Here is a 24,695-nt window from a genome sequence, read left to right as displayed (position 1 = left end):
CCATCGGGCGACCCTGTCGGATGCATCGGATTGGAAGATTGCCTCTCGCGGTGAACGCTCTGTGAAGAGTGTCTCCAATGATCTCCACGCGGTTAAAGCGATCTACGGATGGGCCGTGGCGAACGGGAAATGCCCGATCAATCCGTTCTCCGGTCTGAAGCAGCCTCGGCCTGCCGTGAAAGGGCAGCGACGATCCACAAAGCGTGATTACACCGAAGAGGAAACCACGCGTATTCTCGTCGCTGCACGGGACTATAGTGGCACCGACGTTGGGTTCCGTGGATCGCCTGTTTCACTGGCGCCCGGATATCCGAGATCTGTCAGAATCGGCAGACATCGGCAAGTCGCCCGACTCTGGCCCCGAAAGGCTTTACGCTAGCGATAGAGCATGGGCGAGAAGGATGGCTTTCATCATCGCTTAGCCCCGGGGCGGGATGCCAGGTGCCGCCTCCGCTGCCTTGGCCGAATGTCCGAGACACACCAAAGGTAATAACATAGGCGGCCGGATCGGGCTCTGCGGCCTACCGAGCCGAAGAGTTGCGTCAGGATGGACGCTGCACCGAATGCTCCATGGGTGACGCCAACCCCCACGATCGTTCATTCCGGTCGGGTCGCTTAGCGACGTGGCTCACAGCCCGCTCACTTCTCAACTCTACGCTGGATGGCATCACGTATACCCAGAACTTGTCCTGCCTTTCCATTCTACATTGCCGAAATTTAACTTATTGGACACGCCATTAACAGTCGCGGCGGCTATTGTTGAAACACGGGACAAGCGGATCGAAGCAATCGACATCCCGTGTTTCGCGCTCTGATGGAGACAGACAATGGCTTATCGCAGATCCATGGCTGCAGCGCTCGTGCTCACGACGATCCTCGGTGGAACCGCCTTCGCCGCCGAGCAAGCTGCACAGCAGAGCACTTCGCAGACGAGCATGATCGACAAGGATGTCGGCAAGCTGTCGAAGGATGGGGCGCAGGGCTACAGGGATCTTCAGCTGACGCGCCTAGCCATCTTCGAGGCGAACCCCGCCCAGGCTAAAGACATGATCGCCAAGGCGCAGGCTGCCTTCGCTAAGGCGAAGACCGACGATGCGCAGTTCACCAAGGCCGAGGCTGATCTGAAGACGCCGGCCGATCTCGCCGGCCACAAGGGGACGATGCAGGCCGCGACGCCCGAGGCCAAGCCGGGATCGAAGGAGCAGGTCGCCTGGGTACCCGTCGACGCACAACTGACGCTGGGGGACGACTTCGTGGCCACACCGGAGAAGGCCTCCGCCGTCACCGAGGCGAACAAGAACCTTGCGCACGGGGACCAGAAGGGCGCCCTGGAGAAGCTTAAGCTCGCCCACGTCGATGTCGACTTCACCATGGCCGTCCTGCCGCTGAACAAGACAATCTCGGATGTGGAACAGGTGGCGACGCTGATCAATCAAGGCAAGTATTATGAGGCCAACGCCGTCCTGAAGACCGCCCAGGACGCGGTGCGCTTCGACGTGATCGACGCCATCGCGGTACCGCAGAAGGCGGGTGCCGCGAACACGACCTCTTCGCAGACGACCGGCTCTACCGCCGCCGGGAAGGCCAATAAGTAGCGACCTCGAACTCCGGTTCGGCCGCAGCGGATGATGCTGTGGCCGGCAGACCACCCGACGCCGCTCCGCGATCGAGCCGCCTTCCCGCTGATGGTCGACGCCAACCAGCAACGGGACCGGCCGACGGCCATCAGGATGGGCGGATGCTGGCGCCGACCCGCCCCGGTCTCGGCATCAGCCTCAGCGAACAGGCGCTCGCCTGGACGCGGGACGTGGCAAGGTTCGGCAGCCTGCACTGATCGCTGCGAGAAGACGGTGGTGGCAGTGCCGCGTCGCAATCCAGGTCCTGTCATCGGCGATTGATGCTCGAAGCGCAACAATCAATGCAACATTTGAACTGGACATGATCGAGCAACAATGTTGGCTTGGTCATCAAAGCAAATATCCACTCACGTCAAGTGGATAGGCCGGGAGGGGATTTATCGCGATGCATTCGCCGGCGCCTCATGTGCTGCATTACGGCATCTCCAAGCCACTGATCGATGCGGGGATTTCCCAGCATTTCACGCCCGTCCGGATCCCGAACGACACGGATTATTCCGGGCTGGCCGGAAGCGAGGCGGCGTCGATCCGGGCCATCGCGGCCGGCGGCGGCCATGACCCGATCGACGCGCGCTTCTTCGACCGTCTGCCCCATCTCGAGATCGTCGCGAGCTTCGGCGTCGGCTACGACCACATCGACGCCGCCGAGGCGGCCCGGCGCGGCATCGTCGTCACCCACACGCCCGATGTCCTCACCGACGACGTCGCCGACATCGCCCTCGCCCTCCTGCTCTCGACCGTGCGCCGGACGGGCGAGGCCGAGCGCTTCCTGCGGAGCGGCGCCTGGCTCGCGGGCGCCTTCCCCCCCACGGCGAGCCTGCGCGGGCGTTCCGTCGGCATCCTCGGGCTCGGCCGGATCGGCAAGGCGATCGCCCGCCGGGTCGAGGCGTTCGGCCTGCCTGTCAGCTATTGCGGCCGCCGCAACCAGCCCGAGGTCGATTACCCCTATTACGCGGACGTGCTCGACCTCGCCGGAGCCGTCGACACGCTGGTCATCGCGGCGCCGGGCGGGGCCGCGACCGACGGCCTGGTCGGGCGTGCGGTGCTGGAAGCCCTGGGTCCGAACGGCATCGTGGTGAATGTCGGCCGGGGCTCGATCATCGACGAGGCGGCCCTGGCCGGGGCGCTCGCCGACGGCACCATCGCGGGCGCCGGGCTCGACGTGTTCGCGCACGAGCCGCAGGTGCCCGAGGCCTTGCTCGCCTGCGCCAATGCGGTGCTGCTCCCCCATATCGGGTCCGCCTCGCATCACACCCGGGACGCGATGGCCCGCCTCGTCGTCGACAACCTCGTCGCGTGGTTCGCCGGGAAGGGACCGCTGACACCGGTGCCGGAAACCTCCGGGCCGCGCACGGCCGCATAGAGCCAGACGGCCGTCGGCGAGGCCGCGCCCCACGCGGACCCGGAAGGGCCGAACCCCGGCGAAGACCGGAGGCGGCGTCCAAATCACAACAATACGGGAGGACATGATGACGGAATTGACGAAGGGCGGGCCGTCCCGGCGCGGACTGCTCGCCGGCGGCCTCGCCCTCCCGCTCGCGCCCGCGCTCCTGCGGCAGGCCTGGGCGCAGGGCCAAGCGACCACCACGGTCCACGGCTTCGAGACGGGCGCCGACGTCGCGGCCGCCGAGAAGGAGGGCGAGATCCTTTTCTACACGCACGACAGCGATCCTGCGGCGGCGGCGCTGATGAAGGCCTTCTCGACCGATTTCCCGAAGATCAAGGGCAACTACCTGCGCGCCCAGACCGGCGCGCTCTACAGCAAGCTCCTGGCCGAACGCTCGGCCGGCCGGTTCGCCGCCGACGTCATCCAGTTCTCCGAAGTCCCGACCGCCATGGACTTCCGCAAGAGGGACGGTTTCGAACTCTACGTCTCGCCGCAGGCGAAGGCCTATCCTGAGACCGCGCTCGATACCCCGCCCGGCTACTTCTTCCATTCCGGCGTGCTGCCCATCGGCATCGCCTACAACACCGACCGCGTGCCCGAGGCCGAGGCGCCCAAGAGCTGGAAGGATCTGCTCGACCCGAAGTGGCGCGGCACGATCAGCACCAAGCAGGTGACGAGCGGATCGCAGTTCGTGCAATGGTACGAGCTGCGGCGGCTCTACGGCGACGGCTTCTGGAAGGACTTCGCCAAGCAGCGCCCGCGCGGCTTCGATTCCCGCGCCCAGATCTTCGACCGACTCGCGAAGGGCGACGACAAGATTTGCGGCATGGCCGAATGGGCCGGCTACCAACTCGCCAAGGACAAGGGCGCTCCGGTGCGGTTTGTGGTGCCGGAGGATGGGGCGCCGACCGCGACGCTCGCCACCGGCCTCGCCACCAAGGCGCCGCACCCGCAGGCCGCCCGCCTGTTCCTGGACTGGCTCATGTCGCCGCGCGGGCAGGCCGTCTACCAGAACAACCCGTTCTACTATTATCCCTCCCTGCGCAGGGACGCGCCGCCGATGCCCGGCGGGGTCAACCTGCGCGAGTACAAGCTCCTGTTTCCCGACATCGAGAAGCTTGCCCAGTCCCATTCCGCCTTCGTCAAGGAATGGAACGGGATGATGGGCCTGTGAGCCGCCGGCCATGACCGCGCTTACGGACGCCCCGCCCCTGCCGATGGTCGCGCACCGCCGGCATTTCCCGACGCAGAAGGTCGTCGGCTATGCCGTGGCGATCACCGCCGCGCTGTGTGTGCTCTACCCGATCTACTACCTGATCCAGGCCTCCCTGGACGTCGGCGACCCGAACGTGCGGCCGCCGACCGCCTACGGCCTCGACAATTACGCGTTGCTCCCGAACTACTGGGAGGTGATGCTCAACACCCTCGTCGTCGCCTTCGCCGCGACGGCGATGGCGATGGTGTTCGGCTTCCTCTTCGCCTGGATCCTGACGCGCACCAACGTGCCCTTCCGCGGCACGCTGGAGCAGCTGATGGCGGTGCCCTATTACGTCACGCCGCTGCTCGGCGCGCTGGCCTGGAACTTCCTCGGCGCGCCCGAGAGCGGCTTCATCAACCAGATCTGGCGTGCGCTGGGCGGCGCCGGGGCGATCGTCGACATCACGGGGCCCGTCGGGATTGCCTGGGTGATGGCGCTGTTCGAGGGCTCCGTCGCCTTCGTGATGATCAGCGCCGTGATGAAGTCGATGGATCCGTCGCTAGAGGAGGCGAGCCAGATCCTCGGCGGGAGCCGGCTGCGCACCATGCTGAAGGTGACCCTGCCGCTCGTCGCCCCCGGCGTGCTCGGGGCCGCGCTCTTCGTCTTCGCCGAGATGCTCGGGTCGTTCGCGGCCGCGCTGGTGCTCGGGACGCCGAACCGCTTCTACGTGATCACCACGGCGATCTATCAGCTCGTCTCCCAGTACCCCCCGAAGCTGCCGCTCGCCGCCGCCATGGGCGTGTCGCTGTTCGTCGTGATGTTCGCGATGCTCTACGCCTACCGGCGCATCACCCGCGGCCGCAGCTACGTGACCGTGACCGGCAAGGCCTTCCGGCCGCGCCCGATGGATGTCGGGGGCCTGCGCTGGGCGCTGTTCGCGCTGTGCATCGCCTATGTCGTCCTCTCGGTCGTCCTGCCGATCGCGACGCTGGGCTACGCCTCGGTCCAGCGGCTCGCGGTGGCGCTGCCCTCGGCCGACAACTTCACCCTGGAGCATTACCGCACCGCGCTCTCGCTCAACGCCGTGCGGCAGGCGATCTGGAACAGCCTGTTCCTCGGCGTGCTGACCGCAACGATCGGTGTCGTCGTGACAGGGCTGCTCGCATGGCTGATCCAGCGCTCCCGCCTCGCGGGGCGGGGCATGCTCGAATACATCGTCATGTTCCCGCAGGCGGTGCCGCGGCTGGTCTTCGCCTTCGGCATGATGTGGGCGTGGCTGGTCTTCCCGATACCGGTCTACGGCACGATCTGGATCCTGCTGATCGCCTATCTCACCGTGTTCCTGCCGCTCGGCGTGCGTGCGATCAGCGGCGTGCTGGTCCAGCTCGACAAGAGCCTGGAGGAATGTGGCGAGGTGTGCGGTGCGAGCTGGGGCCAGCGGCTGCGCACCATCACCATGCCGCTCCTGAAGCCCGGCCTGTTCGCCGCCTGGCTGCTCATCTTCGTGGCGAGCGTGCGGGAGCTCGGCGCCTCGATCCTGCTGATGGGGCCCGATTCGAAGGTGCTGACCCCCGCCATCGTGGAGGCGTTCTTCTCCTCATCGAGTGAACTCACCGCGGCGATGGCGCTGATCCAGACGGCCTTCGTCGGGGTCGCGATGCTCGTCTTCCTCGCCATCACCCGCCGCTATGGACGGATCGGAGCCTAGCATGAACCCGGGACAGCACATCGAGGTCGAGGACCTTGTCATCCGCTACGGCGCGGTGGCTGCGGTCGGTCCGGTCAGCTTCACGGTCGCCGCAGGCCAGCAGCTCACGCTGCTCGGGCCCTCGGGCTGCGGCAAGACGACGACGCTGCGCGCGGTCGCGGGGCTGGAGAAGCCGAGCGCGGGCGCGATCCGCATCGGCGGCCGCACCGTCTACGACGGGGCGCGCGGCATCGACGTTCCCGCCGAGGCGCGGGGGCTGTCGATGGTGTTCCAATCCTACGCGATCTGGCCGCACATGACGGTCTTCGAGAACGTCGCGTACGGCCTGCGGGTGCGCAAGAAGGGGGCGGCCGAGATCCGCGAGCGGGTAGGCGCCGCCCTCGACCTCGTCCAGATGGGGCCGTACGCCGACCGCCACGCCTCGCAGCTTTCGGGCGGGCAGCAGCAGCGGGTGGCGCTGGCGCGGGCCTGCGCCTTCTCGCCCTCGGTCCTGCTGTTCGACGAGCCGCTGTCGAACCTCGACGCGAAGTTGCGGGGCGACATGCGCATCGAGCTGCGCGAGCTCCAGCACCGGCTCGGTGTCACCTCGCTCTACGTCACGCACGACCTGGAGGAGGCGCTTGCGATGTCCGACAAGATCGTCGTGATGCGCGCCGGGCAGATCGAGCAGAGCGGCCCGCCCTCCGAGATCTACAATTATCCGCGCACCGAGTTCGTCGCCGACTTCGTCGGTTCGGCCAACCTCATCCAGGGCCGGATCAGGCCAGACCTGACCCGGGGCGACGCGATCGCCCTGGAGACCCCGGGCGGCCACCTCATCCACGGCTCGGCCCACGGCCGCGCCGTCGGCGACCGGCCGAGCTTCTCCGTCCGGACGGTCCATCTCAAGCTGACGCCGCAGGCGCCGGCGCATGACACGAACGTGTGGCCGGTGACCGTGAAGCGGGCCATCTTCCTGGGCGACCTCACCCAGGTTCATGTGGAGTGGGGCGGCCGTGAATTGGTCGTCCGCCAGACCGGCATGCAACCCTGGTCGGAGGGTCAGTCGGCCTCCCTGTCGGCCGACCCGGACCATTGCATCCTGCTGGAACACTGAGTTCCCCGGCGGGGTCAGGCGACCTCGGGCGGGCCGGCCAGGGTGCGGTTCGCCATGAGCTCCAGGGCCCGGACCATCGCGGAATGGTCCCACCCCTGGCCGCCCTGCGCCGCGCAGGTGTTGAAGAGTTCCTGCGCGGTCGCCGTGTTGGGCAGCGGCACGCCGAGCGTCCGGGCGCCCTGGAGCGCGAGGTTCAGGTCCTTCTGGTGCAGTTCGATCCGGAAGCCCGGGTCGAAGGTGCCCTTGACCATGCGTTCGCCGTGCACCTCGAGGACGCGAGACGCGGCGAACCCACCCATGAGGGCCTGGCGCACGCGGGCCGGGTCGGCTCCGGCCTTCGCGGCGAAGACCAGCGCCTCGGCCACGGCCTCGATGTTCAGTGCGACGATGATCTGGTTGGCCACCTTGGTGGTCTGGCCGTCGCCGTTCCCGCCGACGAGGGTGATGGTCTTGCCCATCGCCTCGAACAGCGGCATCGCCCGCGCGAAGGCAGCCTCGGGCCCGCCGACCATGATGGTGAGCGAGGCGGCCCTCGCCCCGACCTCGCCGCCAGAGACCGGCGCATCGAGGTAGTCGCAGCCGCGTTCGTTGATGCGGCGGGCGAAGTCCTTGGTGGCGATCGGCGAGATCGAACTCATGTCGATCACCAGCTTGCCGGGGCTCAGGCCCTCCGCGACACCGGCGGGACCGAACAGCACCGCCTCGACCTGCGGCGTGTCCGGCACCATCGTGATGATCACGTCGGCCTGCTCGGCCACGGCGCGGGCGCTCTCGCAGACGCGGCCGCCGGCCGAGACCAGATCCTCCGCCACCGGCCTCGATCCCGATTTCAGGAAGAGGTCGTGGCCAGCCCTCATCAGGTTCGCCGCCATGGGGCGGCCCATGATGCCGAGCCCGATGAATCCGATCTTCATGCGCGTCGTCCTCTTCGTTGCGACGGGTCAGGCTTTATCCTTGAACCGGGCCGCCAGGGCCTCCGAGGCACGGGCCAGGAGACCTGCATCCGAGCCGATCGCCGTGAGGCGCGTGCCCGCCGCGATGTAACGCCGGGCCAGATCCTCGTTGGCGGTCAGGATGCCGGCGATCTTGCCCGTGCGCACGATGCGCTGGATCGTCTCTTCGATGATGCGGACGATCTCGGGGTGATTCTGCTGGCCGAGATAGCCGAGGCTCATCGAGAGGTCGCCGGGCCCGATGAAGACGCAGTCGACGCCGTCCACCGCTGCGATCTGCTCGAGATTGTCGAGCGCGTGGCGCGACTCGACCTGAACGGCCACGAGGAGTTCGGCCTCGCACGTCGCGTGGTAATCCGGGATACGCCCGAACCGGGCGGCCCGGGGCGATTGAGAGAAACCGCGCACGCCGCGCGGTGCGTAGCGGGTGGCCGCCACGGCGATGCGGGCCTGCTCGGCATCGTCGATGTTCGGGATCATGAGCGACTGGGCGCCCGCGTCGAGGATCCGCTTGATGACGATCGGGTCGGCGCTCGGCACTCGCACCATGGGCTGGGTGCCCTCGCCGGTCATGACCTGAAGCTGGCTGTAGACATCCCGCAGATCGTTCGGTGAATGCTCCATGTCGAGAAGCAGCCAATCGAAGCCCGCCCCCGCGACCACCTCAGTGGAAATGGTGTTGGCTAAGCTGCACCAGAGACCGATCTGCTGCTCGCCGCCCTGCAGAGCTTCCTTGAGCGTGTTCCTCCACTTGATCATCGTCTGTTTCTCTCCACGATGTCGCGCATTCTGCGCCTGGCCATTCTTTCAGGGGCTCCCCCGATGCGGCCATTGCTTGGACGAGCGTGAATGGAGAGATGTATTCGGTCAAACGCCAAAATTGGATTGATTGATGTGAAACGTGCATCAATCCGTGCGAACTTCGCGTAGCGACGCGAGGTTCACAGAGTCGCGCCGCAGCCGTAGAGCCCTGTTCAATATGGCAGTTACTCTCTTCGAAGCAGCTGGTCTGCGCTCGGACGGCTTCTGCCGGACCCCGGACATCCGTTTTTTTGATCTTTGCACCCGAAAGCAGAAGGACAGGAAACCACCCGACGCAGTCATTTAGAGCCCCCGCTAACGGGACCGCATTTGGCCGATAGCGGAATGACCACTTCGGAGAAGGCCGCTCGGAAAAGCGGACGACCTGCTTCCAACCCAACTCAGATTTCGAAGTGAACTAACGATGTGTCCGAAACCGGACGGACATGACCATCCGTGCCGGCACGCAGAATAACGCGTTCACGTATCCGATCCCCGACCAAGAGCGGGACGGGGTAGTACATGATGAGGCCCAGGTGGAGGCGGCCGCGATAAAAGGGTAATCTGGATCAGTTGACCACAGAGAATTCTGGTTGCCTGATATTTCTATGGTCTACTCTAACGACTCATGGCCCAGTGCCGACAGCGAGATGGCCCGGCGCATTCGCCGTTTCGCGTGGGCGACGACGCCGCTTGGGCCGATCGCCGGCTGGTCGCAGAGCCTGAAGACCATCGTCGACCTAATGCTCCGTTCGCCCAGCATAATGAGCCTTGTTTGGGGAGTGGAGGCGATCCACCTCTACAATGATAGTTTTGCAGAACTGCTTCGCGAGCAGGGCCAACTCTCTTTGGGTCGGCCGGCCTGCGAAATTTTTGCTCGCTCACGGGATGTCTTCGCCAAAGAATTGGCGGCAGGCATGGCTGGGTCGTCGGCTCGGCTGACTGGCCAACGATACCCTGTACTTCGGAATGGCAGCTTCGCAGAGGCTTGGTTCGATGTGGAATACGCTCCGGTCCACGACGACGCCGGCGGCATCGCCGGGGTCCTCTGGACGTTCAAGGAGACGACCGTTCAGCATCTGGCGGAGCGCGACCTTCGCACCAGCGAGACACGCCATCGCCTCCTGATCGAGAGCTGGGCGCAGGCGGTGTGGGAGACCGACTCCGCCGGCGTTGTGGCCGCCGACAGTCCGAGCTGGCGTGCTTATACCGGCCAGACCCTGGAGGAGTGGCTCGGCTACGGTTGGCTGAACGCGATTCATCCCGATGACTGCGCCTATGCCAAGCAGCAATGGCAAGACGCAGTCGCCGCTCGCGGGCTCGTCAACGCAGAGTTCCGCCTTCGTACCCCCAATGCCGGCTGGCGCTGGACCAACGTCCGCGCCGCCCCTGTGCTCTCTGCCGAGGGAGGCATCGAGAAGTGGGTCGGGATGAACATCGACATCGATGCCCACAAGCAAGCTGAGGAGGCATTGCGTGAAAGCGAGGAGCGCTACCGCTCGCTCTTCGAGCAGATCGGCGAGGGCTTCTGCATCATCGAGGTGATCTTCGATGGCGATACCGCAGTCGATTATCGTTTCCTCGACGTCAATCCCGCCTTCGAACGCCATACCGGCATACACGAAGCCAAGGGCCGACTGATGCGCGAGATCGCGCCCGACCATGAGCAGTTTTGGTTCGATCGGTATGGCCAGGTGGCGCTGTCAGGCAAGCCGCACCGCTTCGAGGCGCAAGGCATGGCGCTCGGTGGCCGCTGGTTCGAAGCCAATGCCTTCCGCATCGGACAACCGGAGTGGCGCCGCGTCGCGATTGTCTTTAGCGACGTCACCGGCCGAAAGCGTGCGGAAGCGGCGTTGCGCGAGAGCGAGGAGCGATTCCGGGCCGTGGCCGAGCAAGCCGAGGCTGGCATCGTCATCGTCGATGCCAGCCACCGGATGAGCTTCGTCAATGAACGCTACTGCGAGATCCTGGGGCGCCCACGGGATGATCTGCTCGGCCGCACCGTGGAAGAGCTGACACGCCCGGAGGATTGGACGTTCAACGCACCCCTCTACCAGGGCGCGATGGCAGAAGGCGAAGCTTTCACAATCGAGAAGCGCTACCTGCGTCCGAATGACAGGACAGTGTGGGTGCGCAACGTCGTCAGCGCCCTTCGCGATGGGTCGGGTGCCATCGTTGGCGGCCTTGCGATCACCCTCGACGTCACCGAACACCATCAGGCCGAGGCGGCCCTGCGCGAAAGCGAGGAGCGCTTCCGGCGCTTCGCTGAGCATTCAGCGAACGTGCTCTGGCTCGCCGATTTGGAGAGTGGTGCGCTCGATTACCTCAGCCCGGCTTTTACGCAAGTCTGGGGTATGGCTCCTGAAGACATGCCGGATATTGCAGCTTGGCTCGTCAGCGTTCACCCCGAGGACCGCGCCGCCGCCGCGCAGGCGGTCGAGCGCGTCGGCAACGGCGAGACGCTCGTGCTCGAGTACCGCATCCAGCGCGCCTCGGACCACGCCGTCCGCCGTATCCGCGACACCTTCTTTCCGATCCCCGGCCGTGACGGACGGATCCGGTCGGCGGGTGGGATCGCGCAGGACGTCACGGTCGACAAGGGCCTGCGCGCCTACGTCGTCGCGGCCGGGGATGACGCCCGGCGTGATCTCGTCGGCACACTTCAGACCGCCGGGTACGCGGTGCAAGCATTCGGCAGCGGTCAGGCCTTCTTCAAGATGGCGGGTTCGTTGATACCGGGCTGCGTCGTCGTCAGCGTGGGTGATGCCAGCGGCCTTGCTGTCCTAAGCGATTTGAAAGCGGCCCGCGCGCATCTGCCCGTCGTGGCGGTCGGCGCGAGCGGGGGCGATGTCGGCTTCGGGGTCCGCGTCATGAAGGCGGGGGCAGTCGATTACCTCGAAGCCCCGTGTTTGCCCGAGACCTTGCTGTTCGCGGTCAGATCGGCGCTTGCCGAGATCCATACCGAGGCCGATCGGGCACGCGGGGACGACGAGGCCCGGAGCCGGATCGCAACACTGTCCGCGCGCGAGCGCGAGGTGCTGGAGGGTTTGCTCGCTGGCGGAACCAACAAGACCATCGCCCGGACGCTGGGCCTGAGCCCGCGCACCGTGGAGATCCATCGTGCCCGGGTCATGGAAACGCTCGGCGTTCACACCCTGCCCGAGGCCGTTCTCATCGCGACCGCAGCGGGCGTACGCCCCAACAATCACGAGGGCAACTAACTCAAAGTCCAGCGCCCTAGCGGGAAACATACCTTCGCGTGGGGGGCGCCAATTTGCGACCGCTACACGTGCGCGGCCGAGATACGGGCAGCGCCGCGACCTGACCGGTTGGCTTTGGACCAAGATTGAGTCGGACATAAAGTTGCAAGCCGAAACACGGGAGGCCTTTGCTACCTGTCCATCCGGTCGGACGAGGCGCACGATCCAGGCGCGAGCGACCGCTCCGGCTCCACGGACATCACGGGCCTACAGCATCGGAAGATGACGTGGCCGATCGCCGAGCGGGAATGCCGCGTCGAGCTGACTGAGATCAGCCTCCGTCAGCGAGAGCGCGCCGACGCCGGCGTTGTCGGCGGCGTGCTGAGTCGCCCCCTATCTCGACCCTTGTCGTGGTGGACAAACGTAGGCGGGAGCCCCCGGTTTACTAAGGGGTGTCCCTAAGGACGGTCCCGGTGACCGCGCCAGCCGGCGCGGTTCGGCGAACCGCCCATCCCTCATGCCTCGCGGGACGAGCGCGAAGGCCTCACGTCACTCCCAGACCGGCTGATCGAGATGACGCTCTGGGGCCCGCAAGCCCGTCGTCCTCGTCTGCCACGCCCCCGGTATGTTGGGTCATGCCAATCGGCCAGCGTGGGCGCGCCCGGCGGTGAGACCCATTACTTCCCGTAATGGCCCAAAGCCCAGACGTAAGCCGAGACGGACTTCAGATCGGTCTCGGACAACTCCACGCCGCCCATGGGCGGCATCGCGTTCTGGTGTTCCTTCGGTTCGGGCACGCCGGCGGCGATCGTGTGCTCGATGCCCGCCAAGCTGCCGTCGCTCCAGAGCCAGTGGCCGCTGGTGAGATCCGCCCCCACCGGTGAGCCCTTGCCGTCCGAGCCGTGGCACCCGCCGCAGGTGGCGCCGGCCGCTTCCCCGTGGAAGATCCGGTCGCCGAGCGCGACCTGCTCGCGTGTCGCGCCCTTCGGAACCGGCAGCGCGGCAACCGGGTGCACGCCCTCCGGCGGCGGCGCCTCCCTGGACGCGGTCGCGGCGTTACGCGGGGGCGGCGCGGCCGCAACCGCCGCGTTCGGATCGCCACCCGTGTAGGTGACGCGCCAGATGCGCCCCTTCACGTCGTCGGAGATGTAGAGCGCCCCGTCCGGTCCGACCGCGAGGCCGGACGGCCGGTACTCGGCCCGGCCCGGCTCCTTCACGGCGCCGGCGAAGCCATCGGCGAACACCACGAAGTCGCCCGCGGCCTTGCCGTCCTTGAACGGCTGGAAGACGACGCTGTAGCCGCCCTGCGGGCCGGGTGCCCGGTTCCACGAGCCGTGGAAGGCGATGAAGGCGCCGTCGCGATAGGCTGTCGGGAAGGCCGATCCGGTCCCGGTCCCGACGTAGAACTTCATGTCGTTGGGTGCCCAGTGCGCCGGGAACCACGCAACCGGCCCCTGCCGGTCGGCGCACAGCCCAACTTTGTGACCGCCGTCGCCGCCGTATTCCGGGGCCAGCACCAGCTTCTTCTGCGCCGGGTCGAAGTAGCATTCCGGCCAGCCGTAATCGGCGCCCTGCTTCAGCTCGACCACTTCCTCGGAGGGCAGCTCGTAGCCCTGCTTGGCCGTGTAGAGCTTCGGCCAGTCCTCGTGGAGCTGGTCGCGCCCGTGCTGGGTCGAGAAGACCCGCCCTTGCGCGTCGAGGGCGATGCCCTCGCCGTTGCGGATGCCAGCCGCATACCGCTCGGCGGGCGAGAACCTTTGATCGCGCCCCTTCGCGTCGTAGCGCCAGATGCCGCCGCGGGTCTCTTTCTCGGTACAGGGTTCGTTGCCGGGCGAACCTGGTACGCGGTTCCTCACCTCGCAGGCATTCGTCGCTGAGCCGAGATCGACGAGGAGATCGCCCTTCGGCGTGATCGCGAAGGGGTGCATCGGGTGGTCACCCGTCAACGGTAGGCCGGAGATGACGACCTCCCCTTTGGCCTTGGGCGCCCTCTCGCCCGTCGTCAGCGGATAGCGCATGATGCGGTCGTTGCTCTCGGCGTAGAGCGCGCCCTGGTAGAGCGCCAGCCCGGTGCCGCCATGGCCGCCCTCGGCCTGGCTCTCGCCGAAGCGCTCCGTGACGTCGGCCTTGCCGTCGCCATCGGTATCCTTGAGCGCGACCAGGAAGCCGCCCGGCGGGGGCGTGTCGTTCTTGTAGTACACGCCGCTCCACGTGTTGACGTAGAGCGTGCCGTCGACCGCCACGGCCATCTGCCGGGCATGGCCGATGTGATCCGCATAGATCGAGGCGCAGAAGCCGGCCGGCAGGCTCAGGCCGCCCGTGCCACCGTCACAGGTCGAGTCGGCGGCCCGCGCGGGCCGAGCCGCCGGCCAGGCGGCGAGAAGGGCGGCGGTCGCGACGCCGGCGGACAGGGCAAGGGTCGACGAACGGATACGACGCATGGTGTGCCCTCCTGGGGCGATGCCACGAACCACGGTTGCAAGATCTAGCCGAAGACGGGCGGCCGATCACGGGCGGTGCGATGGCGAAATCCTCGCGCGCCCGCGGTCGTCAGCGATTGGGCAGCGGCACCGCCAGAACGCGGAACGGAAGTTCGGGCTTGGTGCCCCTCCGCGCCGGCTCGGTGATGACGGCGAGTTGCCCCTCCGTGACGAAGACCATCGCGCCGACCTTGGCCGCGCTGGTGACGCCGCCGGCGATGCCGTCCCGTAAGACCTCCACGGTCGCCGTATCCCCGGAGACGGTCATCCGGTCGAGCCGGCCGCCGCCCTCGGCCATGAGGAAGGAGCCGTCACCGAGTGGCCGCAGGCCGTCCGTGAGGACCAGCGGACGCGAGGGCGTCAGCGGCGTCACCGCGCCGGCCTCCCCGTCCTTCACGTCGATCCGGAACAGCTTGGCCTTGGTGAAGGTGTCGACGTAGAGGTTGCCGTCGGTACCGAAGGCGATGCCGTCGAGCCCGGCATCCTTGCCCGCGGGCGCGAGCTGCGGGTCGCTCTTCCAGACCTCCAGCGTCTGCGCGCCGGGCTTCAGCCTCAGGATCTGCGGCCCCAGCGTGTTGGTGACGTAGGCCGCCCCGTCGGGTCCGAGGGCGATGTCGTTGCAGATCGCCGGGCTGACGGGGAACGGCGCGCTGATCTTGCCGGCGCCGGTCTTCAGGTCGAAGCCCTTCAGCGCGGCGCCTTTGACATCGCTGGGCCCTGGGATGCCGAGCGCCGAGAGATCGTTCGAGCAGACCCAGAGCGTGCCCGACGCCTCGTCGGCGAGCACGCCGAAGGTCGAGCGGGTCCCGAACGCGCCGGGCGCGATCCAGACCTCGCCCGAAGATGCCCCAGGCCCGATCCGGGTGACGCCGCCCCCCGCGAAGTTGCTGACGTAGAGGGTGCCATCCGCGGTAGCCGTGATGCTCTCGGGATACGCGGCCTCTCCGGGCAGCGCGATCTCGCGTGTGTCCCGGGGGGGGGCCCGCGCCATCGTCCCGGCTCCAACGGCCGCGAGGATGAGGCACCCGGCCAGCGCGAGACTGACGCTTCGGCGCGGCACGTTTCCGGACGGCGGGACGCGGACCTCGGTTCGCCCCATGGCGGGATCTCCGTTCGGCTGCGGGAAAGGGCGAGAGCCCCTGTGCGATCGAGCGTGGTCGTTGCGGCTCAAGTGGGCCGAACGCCCCCTCGTGAGCCAGAAAGCAGCGTGATCACCGCCCGGTTGAACGCAGGGATGTCATCGGGCTTGCGGCTGGTGACGAGGTTCCCGTCCACGACCACCTGCTCATCCACCCAATCGGCTCCCGCGTTTCGGAGATCGGTCCGGAGTGACGGCCAGGAGGTCAGGCGTCGCCCGCGCGCGGCGCCCGCCTCGATGATGGTCCAGGGGCCGTGACAGATCGAGGCGACGGGTTTGCCTCCGTCGAAGAAGCCTTTCGCGAAAGCCACGGCTTCGGGGATCGTCCTGAGCGTGTCGGGGTTGATGACGCCGCCGGGGAGCAGCAGAGCGTCGTACTCATCGGGGCGAGCGCTGTTCAGGCGCACGTCAACCGGGAATTGATCGCCCCATTCGGTGAATCTCCAGGCCTTCACCGCGCCGTCCTTCGGCGACACGATCCGGGTCTCGGCACCGGCCTCGTCCAGCGCCCTGCGCGGCTCGGTCATTTCGACCTGCTCGAAACCGTCCGTGATCAGGATTGCGACCTTCAGGCCGGTGAGGGTGTCGGAAGCCATGATTGTTCCTCGGTCTGGCCGGGTTTGCGTGCGATGGGGGCAGCCCCCTGCGGGCTGTTTCACGGACCGCCATGCCGGACTGGTCCGTGCGCCATGAAGACCCGTCCGCTTCCGGCCAGGGCGCCCGGAAGCGGCAGGCGGCGCACACAACAGCCACAGCCGGCCGGGTGGCCCCCCGAAGCCGGTCGCGAGGGGGGCGTACTCGTTTCGGTCGCAGCGAAGACGGCGCGGCCACCCGCGTTGCCGCCGACGATGGCCGGTGCGCTCAGGACCGTCCGTGCGGCCTCGGCACCGCATTCGGGGCAGGCACAGGGGGCTTGGAACTGCGCCATGGGCCGCATGGCCGTGAACGGCCCGCACAGGTCGCAGGCGTAATCGTAGATCGGCATGGCGTCCTCGCGCTCCAGCCTGTCCGTCGAGACGGGGAAGAAGCCGGGCGAGCGACCGCCCGGATCGAGAGATCGGCTCGGCAGCTCAGGCGGCCGGCTTGAGGATCACCTTCGTCCAACCCTCGTCACGGGCGTCGAAATGCTTGTAGGCCTTCGGCGCTTCTCCCAGACGAAGCTCATGGGAGACGATGAAGGACGGCTTCGCGCGGTCCGCCGCAATGAGATCGCGCAACTGCCGGTTATAGGCTTTCACGTTGCACTGACCGACGCCGATCTTCTGACCCTTGAACCAGAAGAGGCCGTAGTCGAATACGATCTCGCCCTGCTTGTAGAGAGAGTCCTGCGGCGCCGGATCCTGCGGCGTGAAGACGCCGACAACGCCGATGCCGCCAGTGAATTTCACCGATCTGACCAAGTCGTTCATGGTCATGTTCGGGTGCTCGTGACCCTGCGGATCGTGTGCTTGGTAGCCCACGCACTCACAGCCGCGGTCGGCGCCAATGCCGTTCGTCAAAGCCAGCACTTGGTCTACCGGAGAGCCCTTCGAATCGTCGATGGGCAGGGCGCCGATCGACTCCGCGAGGCGCAAGCGGTCGGGATGGCGATCGACGACCATCACCATGGAGGCGCCCTTGATCATCGCCGAGAGGGCCGCCATCAGGCCAACCGGGCCAGCGCCGTAGATGACGACCGACTCGCCGGGACGCAGCCCCGCGAGCTCGGTGGCGTGCCAGCCGGTCGGGAAGATATCGGCCAGCATGACATAGTCGTTCTGTCGCTCCTCCGCGTCCGGCGGCAGCTTCAGGCAATTGTAATCCCCGTAGGGAACGCGCAACAGATCGGCCTGGCCGCCCCGATACGGCCCCATGTCGGCGAAGCCATAGGCGGCGCCGGCCATGTTCGGCATGACGCTGCGATCGGCCGTCGTCAGGCAGAACGCGCTCAAGCCACGCTCGCAATTCCTGCAGAAGCCGCAGCCGATGTTGAAGGGAAGGGCGACCCAGTCCCCGACCTTCACCCGATCGACGGCAGGGCCCACTTCGGCCACTTGTCCGAGATTCTCGTGCCCGAAGACGCCCCCACGCGGGAAGTCGGTCCGGCCCTCGTACATGTGCAGGTCGGAGCCGCAGATGTTGGTGCTCGTGATGCGCACCAGCACGTCGGTCGGCCGCTCAATCCGCGCGTCGGGTACGTCCTGCACCGCCACGTCACGTGGACCATTGTAGACGACTGCTCGCATCACGCTCTCCTGATCTGAAGTCGTTTGCCGGCCCGAATGAGTACATGCCGCCGGTAATCATACTATCCGGTCGATGCCTACGGTGTTCTCCGTAATGCAGCGCCAGGCTCGTAAGAAATGCTCCTCGTCTGTATCGGCAGATTGGATTTATGATGGAAAAAACTGTGTCTTGGCAGCCGAATTTGCTCGACGCGAAGCCTTATTGCTTCGCTTCGTTCGCAAATGACGATGTCGGTACGTGAGGTATAAAAGACAGACGATGCTTCGAGGTCGCACCTGCCGATGCGAGCGTCGCTTCGGCACGAGATCCGGTCCACAGGTCACGGCAGCTTCGCCGCGAGCACGTCGAGCTTCTCGATTTGCGGGTCGGTGACGAACAGATCGGGGGCCCTCTCCATCAGGGCCGCCGCCACGCGGCCGGAGAGGTGGGCGTCCCGTGCCGCCTCGTCGGGAAACGCGTCGAAGATCCCGAAGGTCGAAGGACCCAGGCGGAGGCCGAACCACGCGATGGTTCCGGGCTCGTCCTGCACGATGGGCTGGCTATCCGCCAGAAACGTCTCGACCGCCGCTTCCTGTCCGGGCTTGGCGTTCAGGACGACGAGAAGCGCGAACTTGACCATCTGCCTGTTCCTTTCGAAAAGTCCGGGTGACTGCGGACGTCGCCGCCGTTTGGGATCCGGTCCGGCCCGCTTTCCTGGTCGCGACGGGTTCGTGTCGAATTAGCCGGTCGGCCGCGAGGCGGCCCTGATGCTGGTCAGTTCGCCGTCAGGATCGGCGTTGCGCCGCGCAGGCCTCGACGATCTGCCGGCGGACGAGGTCGGGCTGCGCCTGCAAGGCCCGGACAATCGCGTGCAGCACATGCCGCAGGCCGCCGACCTGATCGATGAGGTCGAGGACGACCGCGATACCCTCGTCGTTGATACCGAGATCGGCTTGTAGATCCCGGATCAGTTGGACCCTGGCCAAATCGATCTCGACGTAGTGCCAGGCTCCATCCCGGAGCGCCGGCTGGAGCCAGCCGCTGTCGAGCCAGATCGCAAGCGTTTCGGGGGGCAGGTCCGAGCGGACCTGGAATTCGCGCGCATCCATGCCGTCACCCCTCCTCATGCAGGCCGGTGCCACGCGGCGATCACGCGTTCGAGTTCGGGATCGGGCTTGTCCGGCAGCTTGATCAGCAGTTTGACGTAGGCGTCCCCCGCGGTCCCGTCCGCGCGCGGGACGCCCTTGCCCTTGAGGCGAAGCACTTTGCCCGACGTACTCCACTTCGGGATCGTCAGGGTCACGGACCCGGACGGGGCCGACACGGCAATCCGGCCGCCGAGCACCGCCACGTGCAGCGGGACGCCCTGGTCGAAATGGATGTCGTCGCCCGCGCGCCGGAAGACGGGGTGCGGTCGCACATCCACTGCGATCAGCGCATCGCCGGACGGCGCGCCGTTCCGACCCGGCTCGCCCTTGCCGCGCAAGCGCAGGGTCTGCCCGTCGCTCGTGCCCGGCGGGATGCGGACATCGAGCGTCGCGCCGTCCGGCAGGGTTACCGACCGGGTGGTGCCGTTGACCGCATCGAGGAAATCGAGGTCGAGGCGGTAGCGGACATCGGCGCCCCGGCGTCGGACATCCGCCCGGCCCCGGCGGCCGAAGATCTCGGACAGGAAGTCGTCGACCTCGAAATCCGCGAAGCCCGCGTCGCTGGCATAGGCATGGTCGGCGGATGGCTCCGACACGTCGTGATAGTAGCGCTGTCTTGGCCGCTCGACGCCGGAAATGTCGATCTCGCCGCGATCGAACCGTGCGCGCTTCTCTGGATCGTTCAACAGGTCGTAGGCCCGCGACACGTTCTTGAACTGCTCTTCCGCCTCCCTGTTGCCCGGGTTCAGGTCCGGATGCAGTTTGCGCGCGAGCTTGCGGTAGGTCTTTTGGATCTGCTCCGGCGAGGCGTCGCGCTTCACACCCAGAATCGCATAGGGATCGTCGCTCAACGCCTCCTCCCTGCTGCCGTCGTGAAGTGCAGCCCGCACCCGTTGCGGACGAAGCTCTAGGAATGCTCATTCGAGGGAATGGTCTCTCCGGGATCATCCCGAGCCACGCCGCGACGGGTCACGGTGACTCGAGCGGGGCGCAGCAGCCGATCGTGGAGCAGGTAGCCCTCCTCCATGACGTCGTGGACGGTCCCGGGCGCGGTCGCCGGGTCATCGACCTCCATCATGGCCTCATGCCGCGACGGGTCGAACGGAGCGCCAAGGGCATCGACCCGCTGCACGCCGACGTGCTGCAGGACCGCCGTGAGCAGACGCTCGGTGGCGCGCACCCCGTCGGTAAGGGACGCCGCTTGGGACGCCCCTTGGGACGGCGCCTGCTCGTACGCGACGATGGCCCGGCGCAGATTGTCCAAAACCGGCAAAAGCTCGCGGGCGAGGCCGGTCACCGCGTAGTTCCGCTCGTTCTCCAAGTCGCGTTGCGATCGACGCCGCGTGTTTTCCGCTTCAGCCAGGGCGCGCAAGGCCCGGTCGTGAAGCGCAGCATTCTCGATCTTCAGGGCGGCGGTCTCGCCCACCCCCGCGCCGGGAGCTGCACCGACCTCCGGGGTATCCGGCGACGAGAACTGCCGCAGGGAGACGGGCGGAGAGCCGGCGTGATCCAAAGGCTTTTCGGCCATAGCATGCCTCCTTCCGACGCGGATGAAGTCAGGCTGCCGGAAGCCTCGGAAACGGGTCAGGCAGGCTGCTCGGTTGCGACGTGGTGAAAGCGGCTCGGCGCGAGCGCGTCGAGCCGATGATGGGGGACGGGACTACGGCTTCAGTGCACGCTCTGGTCCCCCCGGCCGTGCTCCTCGAATTCCGCGTCGACGACCTCCGGCTGCGGGCCGCTTCCGCCGCCGCGCGCACCGGCTTCGGGTGCTTCGGGCTGCGCGCTCATCACCTGAGCCAAGCGTTGCGCCAGTTGCGACAGGCGCCCGGTCGCCTGCCGGATGCGGTCGAGACCCTCGCCGCCGATCGCCCCGCGCAGACCCTCGATGGCCTGTTGCAGTTCCGTCTTCAGATCGCCCGGCACGCGCTCGCCTGCCTCGTCCAGGCTGCGCTCGGCGGTGTAGATCGCGGCATCGGCCTGGTTGCGGGCATCGGCCAGTTCCCGGCGGCGCCGGTCCTCTTCCGCGTGGGCCTCGGCTTCCCGCACCATGCGCTGGATCTCGCTCGAGTCCAGGCCGCCCGAGGCCTGAATGCGGATCTGCTGTTCCCTTCCACTGGCCTTGTCCCTGGCGGTCACGTTGACGATGCCGTTGGCGTCGATATCGAAGGTCACCTCGATCTGCGGCGTGCCGCGGGGCGCCGGCGGGATGCCGACGAGATCGAACTGGCCGAGCATCTTGTTGTCGGCCGCCATCTCGCGCTCCCCCTGGAAGACCCGGATCGTGACGGCGCTCTGATTGTCCTCCGCCGTCGAGAAGGTCTGGCTGCGCTTCGTCGGGATCGTGGTGTTGCGCTCGATCAGCTTGGTCATCACGCCGCCGAGCGTTTCGAGGCCGAGCGACAGCGGCGTCACGTCGAGGAGCAGCACATCCTTGACGTCGCCCTGGAGCACGCCGGCCTGGATCGCGGCACCGATCGCCACGACCTCGTCGGGGTTGACGCCCCGATGGGGCTCGCGCCCGAACAGGGACTGGACCACCTCCTGCACCTTCGGCATCCGCGTCTGGCCGCCGACGAGGACGACCTCCGCGATGTCGGACGGTTGCAGCCCGGCATCCTTGAGCGCAGCCTCACATGGCCGGATCGTGCGCTTGATCAGGTCGTCGACCAGGGCTTCGAGCTTGGCGCGGGAGAGCTTGATATTCAGGTGTTTCGGCCCGGCCTGATCGGCCGTGATGAAGGGCAGGTTGACCTCGGTCTGGGTGGCCGAGGACAGCTCGATCTTGGCCTTCTCGGCGGCATCCTTGAGGCGCTGGAGCGCGAGCTTGTCCTTGCTCAGGTCGATGCCTTGATCCTTCTTGAACTCGGCCGCAAGGTATTCGACCACGCGGTTATCGAAGTCTTCGCCGCCCAGGAAGGTATCGCCGTTCGTGGCTTTCACCTCGAACACACCGTCGCCGATCTCCAGGATCGAGACGTCGAAGGTGCCGCCGCCGAGGTCATAGACCGCGACGCGGCCGCTGCCCTTCTTGTCGAGGCCGTAAGCGAGCGCGGCGGCCGTCGGCTCGTTGATGATGCGCATCACCTCGAGGCCGGCAATCTTGCCGGCATCCTTGGTGGCCTGCCGTTGCGCGTCGTTGAAGTAGGCCGGCACCGTGATGACCGCCTGCGTCACGGATTGACCGAGCTTCAGCTCGGCGGTCTCCCGCATGCGCTGCAGGATATAGGCCGAGATCTGGCTCGGGCTGTACGTCTTGCCCTTGATCTCGACCCAGGCGTCGCCGTTCCGCCCGGATACGATTCTGTAGGGCACCATCCCGATATCTTTCTTGGTGACCGGATCGTCGTAACGCCGCCCGATCAACCGCTTGATGGCGAAGATGGTGTTTTCCGGGTTCGTGATCATCTGTCGCTTGGCCGGCTGCCCGACCAGAACTTCGCCGGCCTCCGTGAAGGCCACCACCGATGGGGTGGTGCGACCGCCCTCGGCGTTCTCGATGACATTGGCCTTGCTGCCATCCATCACCGCGACACATGAGTTCGTCGTGCCGAGATCAATGCCGATCACTTTCGCCATGGGAGATACTCCTTCCTGTCTGCGCAGTGCGGACCGATCGAGAGCGAGGCCGGATCGCTATCTCCTGCAGCGGCCCGCAGGCCGCGTGAAGCCGGCCGCCGAAAACGTGGACTATGGCCTGGAACGCAGAGACTGAATGGCATCCGCCAGATGCCGATAATCGAACGGACCATCATGCCGATGGCCGTTGACGAAGAAGGTCGGCGTCCCGTTGACGCCACTTCGAACTCCGCTCAGGAAGTCCTGCGCGACCTTCGGGGCATAGGTCTTCGTCTCGAGGGCAAGCTCGAATTCGCGCTCCGGCAGGCCGAGCGCCCGGGCTGCGCCCACGAGGAACGGCAGACTCAACTGGTTCTGATGCGCGTAGATCGCATCGTGCATGTCCCAGAACCGACCCTGCGCCCCCGCGAATTCAGCGGTCTCCGCGGCCGGCTCCGCGAGCGGGTGGATCTCGGTAAGCGGGAAATGGCGGAACACGTAGGTGAGGTCGTCGCCGAAGTGCCTGCCGAGCTGGAGGACCTCACCATGCGCGGCGCGGCAATAGGGGCACTCGTAATCGCCGTACTCGACGAGCACCACCCGCCCGGTGGCACCGCCTCGGACATGATCAGCCGCCGACACTGGCACTCTGAGTTCGGCCATCGCTTGTCTCCTGAGTATCAAGTCGATCCAGCGCATCGAGGATGCCGTCCGCACCGGGGTTGACGGCGATCGGGGAGCGGTAGCTCCAGAAGATGCGGCCCTCGCGATCCACGACGAACAGCGCCCGCTCGCAGACACCGTCGCCGTCGCGGTAGGCCCCGTATTGGCGGGCGACCGCGCCCTTCGGCTCGAAGTCCGCGAGCAGGGGGAAATGGAGATGGCGCGTCTCGGCGAAGGCCTGATGGCACCAGGCACCATCGACCGAGATTCCGATGACTTCGGCATCATGCCGCCGGAATTCCGGCAAGACCTGATTGTAGACCGCCATCTGATCCCCGCAGACCGGGCTCCAATCCGCGGGGTAGAACGCTAGAACAACGGGGCGTCCGCGCAGATCATTGAGAGAAAGGGTCTGATCCGGCGTAACGTGCAGTGTGAAATCGGGCGCCGTAACTCCGGGCGCTAAGATGTGTCCCATCCTGCATCTCCTGGATGGCCTGCGGAGCGGCCATGGCGCATTTGACGACGCGGCATGGGGCCGTGGCACTGACGAGCGTCAGTTCCGATGGCGGATATTCGGGCTGCTTCTTCAACGCGTCCGCGCCGGTCCCTGCGGCGCACAGGCGCCGCCGATGCCGCGGAGCCGCAGAGAGCGAGAGGGGTCCGGGATAGTCCCTAGATGCCCTCCGCATGGTGCGACCTGCTGCGATGTCCGATCTTCGAGATCTCGCGCGTGGGGAGCAACATGCTGCAGTATAGTCGTGTCCTGCCCACTCCCGGCCCGCAGGTTCATCGGCCACCTGTCACGGCCCTGGGCGCCGGCGCTCTCACGCTGGCACGCATCACCGCCCTCGGCCGGGTTGCGCATTTCTCGCCCGGAACGACACTCTATGCCGAAGGCGATGTTGGCGAGTTCGTCTACTGGGTGGTTGCCGGCATGGTCCGCACGGTCAACGTCGGTCGCGACGGCAATCGGGTCGTGCGCGGGTTTCATTTGTCCGGCGATTTCTTCGGTCTGGAGCGGTCCCCGTTGCATGCCTCTTCCGCAGAGGCGGTGAGCGGCACGCGGGCCATACGCTGTTCCCGTGCCCGGCTGAACGCGCTCGCGGCGTCCGATACGCAGATCGCCAGCGAACTTCTCCTGTGGCTGCTGCGGATGACCGAGCGCGCCCAGGATCTCTCGGCGCTCGGCCGCGCCAACGCCACGCGGAAGCTCGCGTATTTTTTGATCGACCTGATAGACCGGGTGTCGAGCGGTCGATCGATCGCGTTGCCGATGTCACGCACCGACATCGGCGACTATCTCGGCCTCTCGAACGAGACCGTGAGCCGGACGTTCACTACGCTGCGCCGCGACGGGCTGATCGCCACGCGCGGCCGCACTGTCACCCTCCTCGATCCGGGCGCCCTTCGGCGCATGAACGGCGGCCAGATACGCGACGCGCGCTAGTCTTTCAGCTGTCGGGAGCACCTTTTAGCCGATCTCGCCGAGCACGTCGTCCGCGCGGCGACATGCGGTGTCCTGC

Annotated in this window: 21 protein-coding genes; 7 read left to right on the top strand and 14 right to left on the bottom strand. The window is 66.8% G+C overall.

Annotated elements, in window-relative coordinates; translation table 11 throughout:
- Positions 1 to 827 precede the first annotated feature (827 nt).
- The 5 genes from ACS5Q7_RS20810 to ACS5Q7_RS20790 all read left to right on the top strand — a co-directional run bounded on the left by ACS5Q7_RS20810 (position 828) and on the right by ACS5Q7_RS20790 (position 7,026).
- Complete coding sequence (locus ACS5Q7_RS20810) at positions 828 to 1,595, top strand: YfdX family protein (protein ID WP_478341174.1); 768 nt, start codon at positions 828 to 830, stop codon at positions 1,593 to 1,595.
- 427 nt (positions 1,596 to 2,022) lie between these two features.
- Entirely contained in the window at positions 2,023 to 3,000 is a 978-nt protein-coding gene (locus ACS5Q7_RS20805) for a 2-hydroxyacid dehydrogenase (protein WP_478341173.1), read from the top strand.
- Between the two features lie 106 nt (positions 3,001 to 3,106).
- Positions 3,107 to 4,198 (top strand): ABC transporter substrate-binding protein, encoded by a 1,092-nt coding sequence (locus ACS5Q7_RS20800; RefSeq protein ID WP_478341172.1) that lies wholly within the window; start codon positions 3,107 to 3,109, stop codon positions 4,196 to 4,198.
- A gap of 10 nt (positions 4,199 to 4,208) precedes the next feature.
- Complete coding sequence (locus ACS5Q7_RS20795) at positions 4,209 to 5,930, top strand: ABC transporter permease (RefSeq protein ID WP_478341171.1); 1,722 nt, start codon at positions 4,209 to 4,211, stop codon at positions 5,928 to 5,930.
- A gap of 1 nt (position 5,931) precedes the next feature.
- A complete protein-coding gene (locus tag ACS5Q7_RS20790; protein ID WP_478341170.1) occupies positions 5,932 to 7,026 on the top strand; it encodes an ABC transporter ATP-binding protein in 1,095 nt (364 codons plus the stop codon).
- Between the two features lie 14 nt (positions 7,027 to 7,040).
- On the opposite strand, the gene glxR is transcribed toward ACS5Q7_RS20790, so the two are convergent.
- Together glxR and ACS5Q7_RS20780 are read right to left on the bottom strand one after the other, a co-directional pair.
- Complete coding sequence (glxR, locus tag ACS5Q7_RS20785; RefSeq protein ID WP_478341169.1) at positions 7,041 to 7,940, bottom strand: 2-hydroxy-3-oxopropionate reductase; 900 nt, start codon at positions 7,938 to 7,940, stop codon at positions 7,041 to 7,043.
- Positions 7,941 to 7,967: 27 nt separating this feature from the next.
- Positions 7,968 to 8,738 carry an HpcH/HpaI aldolase family protein gene (locus ACS5Q7_RS20780; protein WP_478341168.1) on the bottom strand — a complete coding sequence of 257 codons (771 nt, stop codon included), beginning with the start codon at positions 8,736 to 8,738 and terminating at the stop codon, positions 7,968 to 7,970.
- A 692-nt stretch (positions 8,739 to 9,430) separates the two neighbouring features.
- Here ACS5Q7_RS20780 and ACS5Q7_RS20775 point away from each other — a divergent pair.
- Positions 9,431 to 12,001, top strand: coding sequence for a PAS domain S-box protein (locus ACS5Q7_RS20775; RefSeq protein ID WP_478341167.1), 2,571 nt, complete (start codon positions 9,431 to 9,433; stop codon positions 11,999 to 12,001).
- 656 nt (positions 12,002 to 12,657) lie between these two features.
- On the opposite strand, the gene ACS5Q7_RS20770 is transcribed toward ACS5Q7_RS20775, so the two are convergent.
- The 12 genes from ACS5Q7_RS20770 to ACS5Q7_RS20715 all read right to left on the bottom strand — a co-directional run bounded on the left by ACS5Q7_RS20770 (position 12,658) and on the right by ACS5Q7_RS20715 (position 23,647).
- Entirely contained in the window at positions 12,658 to 14,421 is a 1,764-nt protein-coding gene (locus ACS5Q7_RS20770) for a PQQ-dependent sugar dehydrogenase (protein ID WP_478341166.1), read from the bottom strand.
- Between the two features lie 109 nt (positions 14,422 to 14,530).
- On the bottom strand, positions 14,531 to 15,451 hold the full coding sequence (locus ACS5Q7_RS20765; protein WP_478341165.1) for a Vgb family protein: 921 nt from the start codon (positions 15,449 to 15,451) through the stop codon (positions 14,531 to 14,533).
- Positions 15,452 to 15,627: 176 nt separating this feature from the next.
- Positions 15,628 to 16,194 (bottom strand): type 1 glutamine amidotransferase domain-containing protein, encoded by a 567-nt coding sequence (locus ACS5Q7_RS20760; protein ID WP_478341164.1) that lies wholly within the window; start codon positions 16,192 to 16,194, stop codon positions 15,628 to 15,630.
- Between the two features lie 59 nt (positions 16,195 to 16,253).
- Positions 16,254 to 16,583: an FmdB family zinc ribbon protein gene (locus ACS5Q7_RS20755; RefSeq protein ID WP_478341163.1), complete on the bottom strand. Its 330-nt coding sequence runs from the start codon at positions 16,581 to 16,583 to the stop codon at positions 16,254 to 16,256.
- Positions 16,584 to 16,668: 85 nt separating this feature from the next.
- Positions 16,669 to 17,823, bottom strand: a complete 1,155-nt coding sequence (locus tag ACS5Q7_RS20750; protein ID WP_478341162.1) for a glutathione-independent formaldehyde dehydrogenase — start codon at positions 17,821 to 17,823, stop codon at positions 16,669 to 16,671.
- 320 nt (positions 17,824 to 18,143) lie between these two features.
- Entirely contained in the window at positions 18,144 to 18,443 is a 300-nt protein-coding gene (locus ACS5Q7_RS20745; RefSeq protein ID WP_478341161.1) for a putative quinol monooxygenase, read from the bottom strand.
- A gap of 145 nt (positions 18,444 to 18,588) precedes the next feature.
- The gene (locus tag ACS5Q7_RS20740; protein ID WP_478341160.1) at positions 18,589 to 18,912 is read right to left on the bottom strand and encodes a chaperone modulator CbpM; all 324 of its coding nucleotides are present in this window, start codon (positions 18,910 to 18,912) and stop codon (positions 18,589 to 18,591) included.
- 14 nt (positions 18,913 to 18,926) lie between these two features.
- Complete coding sequence (locus tag ACS5Q7_RS20735) at positions 18,927 to 19,802, bottom strand: DnaJ C-terminal domain-containing protein (protein WP_478341159.1); 876 nt, start codon at positions 19,800 to 19,802, stop codon at positions 18,927 to 18,929.
- A 56-nt stretch (positions 19,803 to 19,858) separates the two neighbouring features.
- A complete protein-coding gene (locus ACS5Q7_RS20730; protein ID WP_478341158.1) occupies positions 19,859 to 20,479 on the bottom strand; it encodes a nucleotide exchange factor GrpE in 621 nt (206 codons plus the stop codon).
- A 140-nt stretch (positions 20,480 to 20,619) separates the two neighbouring features.
- On the bottom strand, positions 20,620 to 22,527 hold the full coding sequence (gene dnaK / locus ACS5Q7_RS20725; RefSeq protein ID WP_478341157.1) for a molecular chaperone DnaK: 1,908 nt from the start codon (positions 22,525 to 22,527) through the stop codon (positions 20,620 to 20,622).
- Between the two features lie 111 nt (positions 22,528 to 22,638).
- Positions 22,639 to 23,169, bottom strand: a complete 531-nt coding sequence (locus tag ACS5Q7_RS20720; protein ID WP_478341156.1) for a DsbA family protein — start codon at positions 23,167 to 23,169, stop codon at positions 22,639 to 22,641.
- The gene (locus ACS5Q7_RS20715; RefSeq protein WP_478341155.1) at positions 23,135 to 23,647 is read right to left on the bottom strand and encodes a redoxin domain-containing protein; all 513 of its coding nucleotides are present in this window, start codon (positions 23,645 to 23,647) and stop codon (positions 23,135 to 23,137) included. The genes ACS5Q7_RS20720 and ACS5Q7_RS20715 overlap by 35 nt, the downstream gene beginning before the upstream one ends.
- Before the next feature lie 201 nt (positions 23,648 to 23,848).
- Here ACS5Q7_RS20715 and ACS5Q7_RS20710 point away from each other — a divergent pair, with 201 nt between their 5' ends.
- Positions 23,849 to 24,619 carry a helix-turn-helix domain-containing protein gene (locus ACS5Q7_RS20710; RefSeq protein ID WP_478341154.1) on the top strand — a complete coding sequence of 257 codons (771 nt, stop codon included), beginning with the start codon at positions 23,849 to 23,851 and terminating at the stop codon, positions 24,617 to 24,619.
- The last annotated feature ends 76 nt before the right edge of the window (positions 24,620 to 24,695 follow it).

This window comes from Methylobacterium sp. Gmos3 (genome assembly GCF_056430985.1).
Note: the sequence above shows the minus strand (reverse complement) of the source record. Positions and strands in the feature narration are given on the sequence as shown.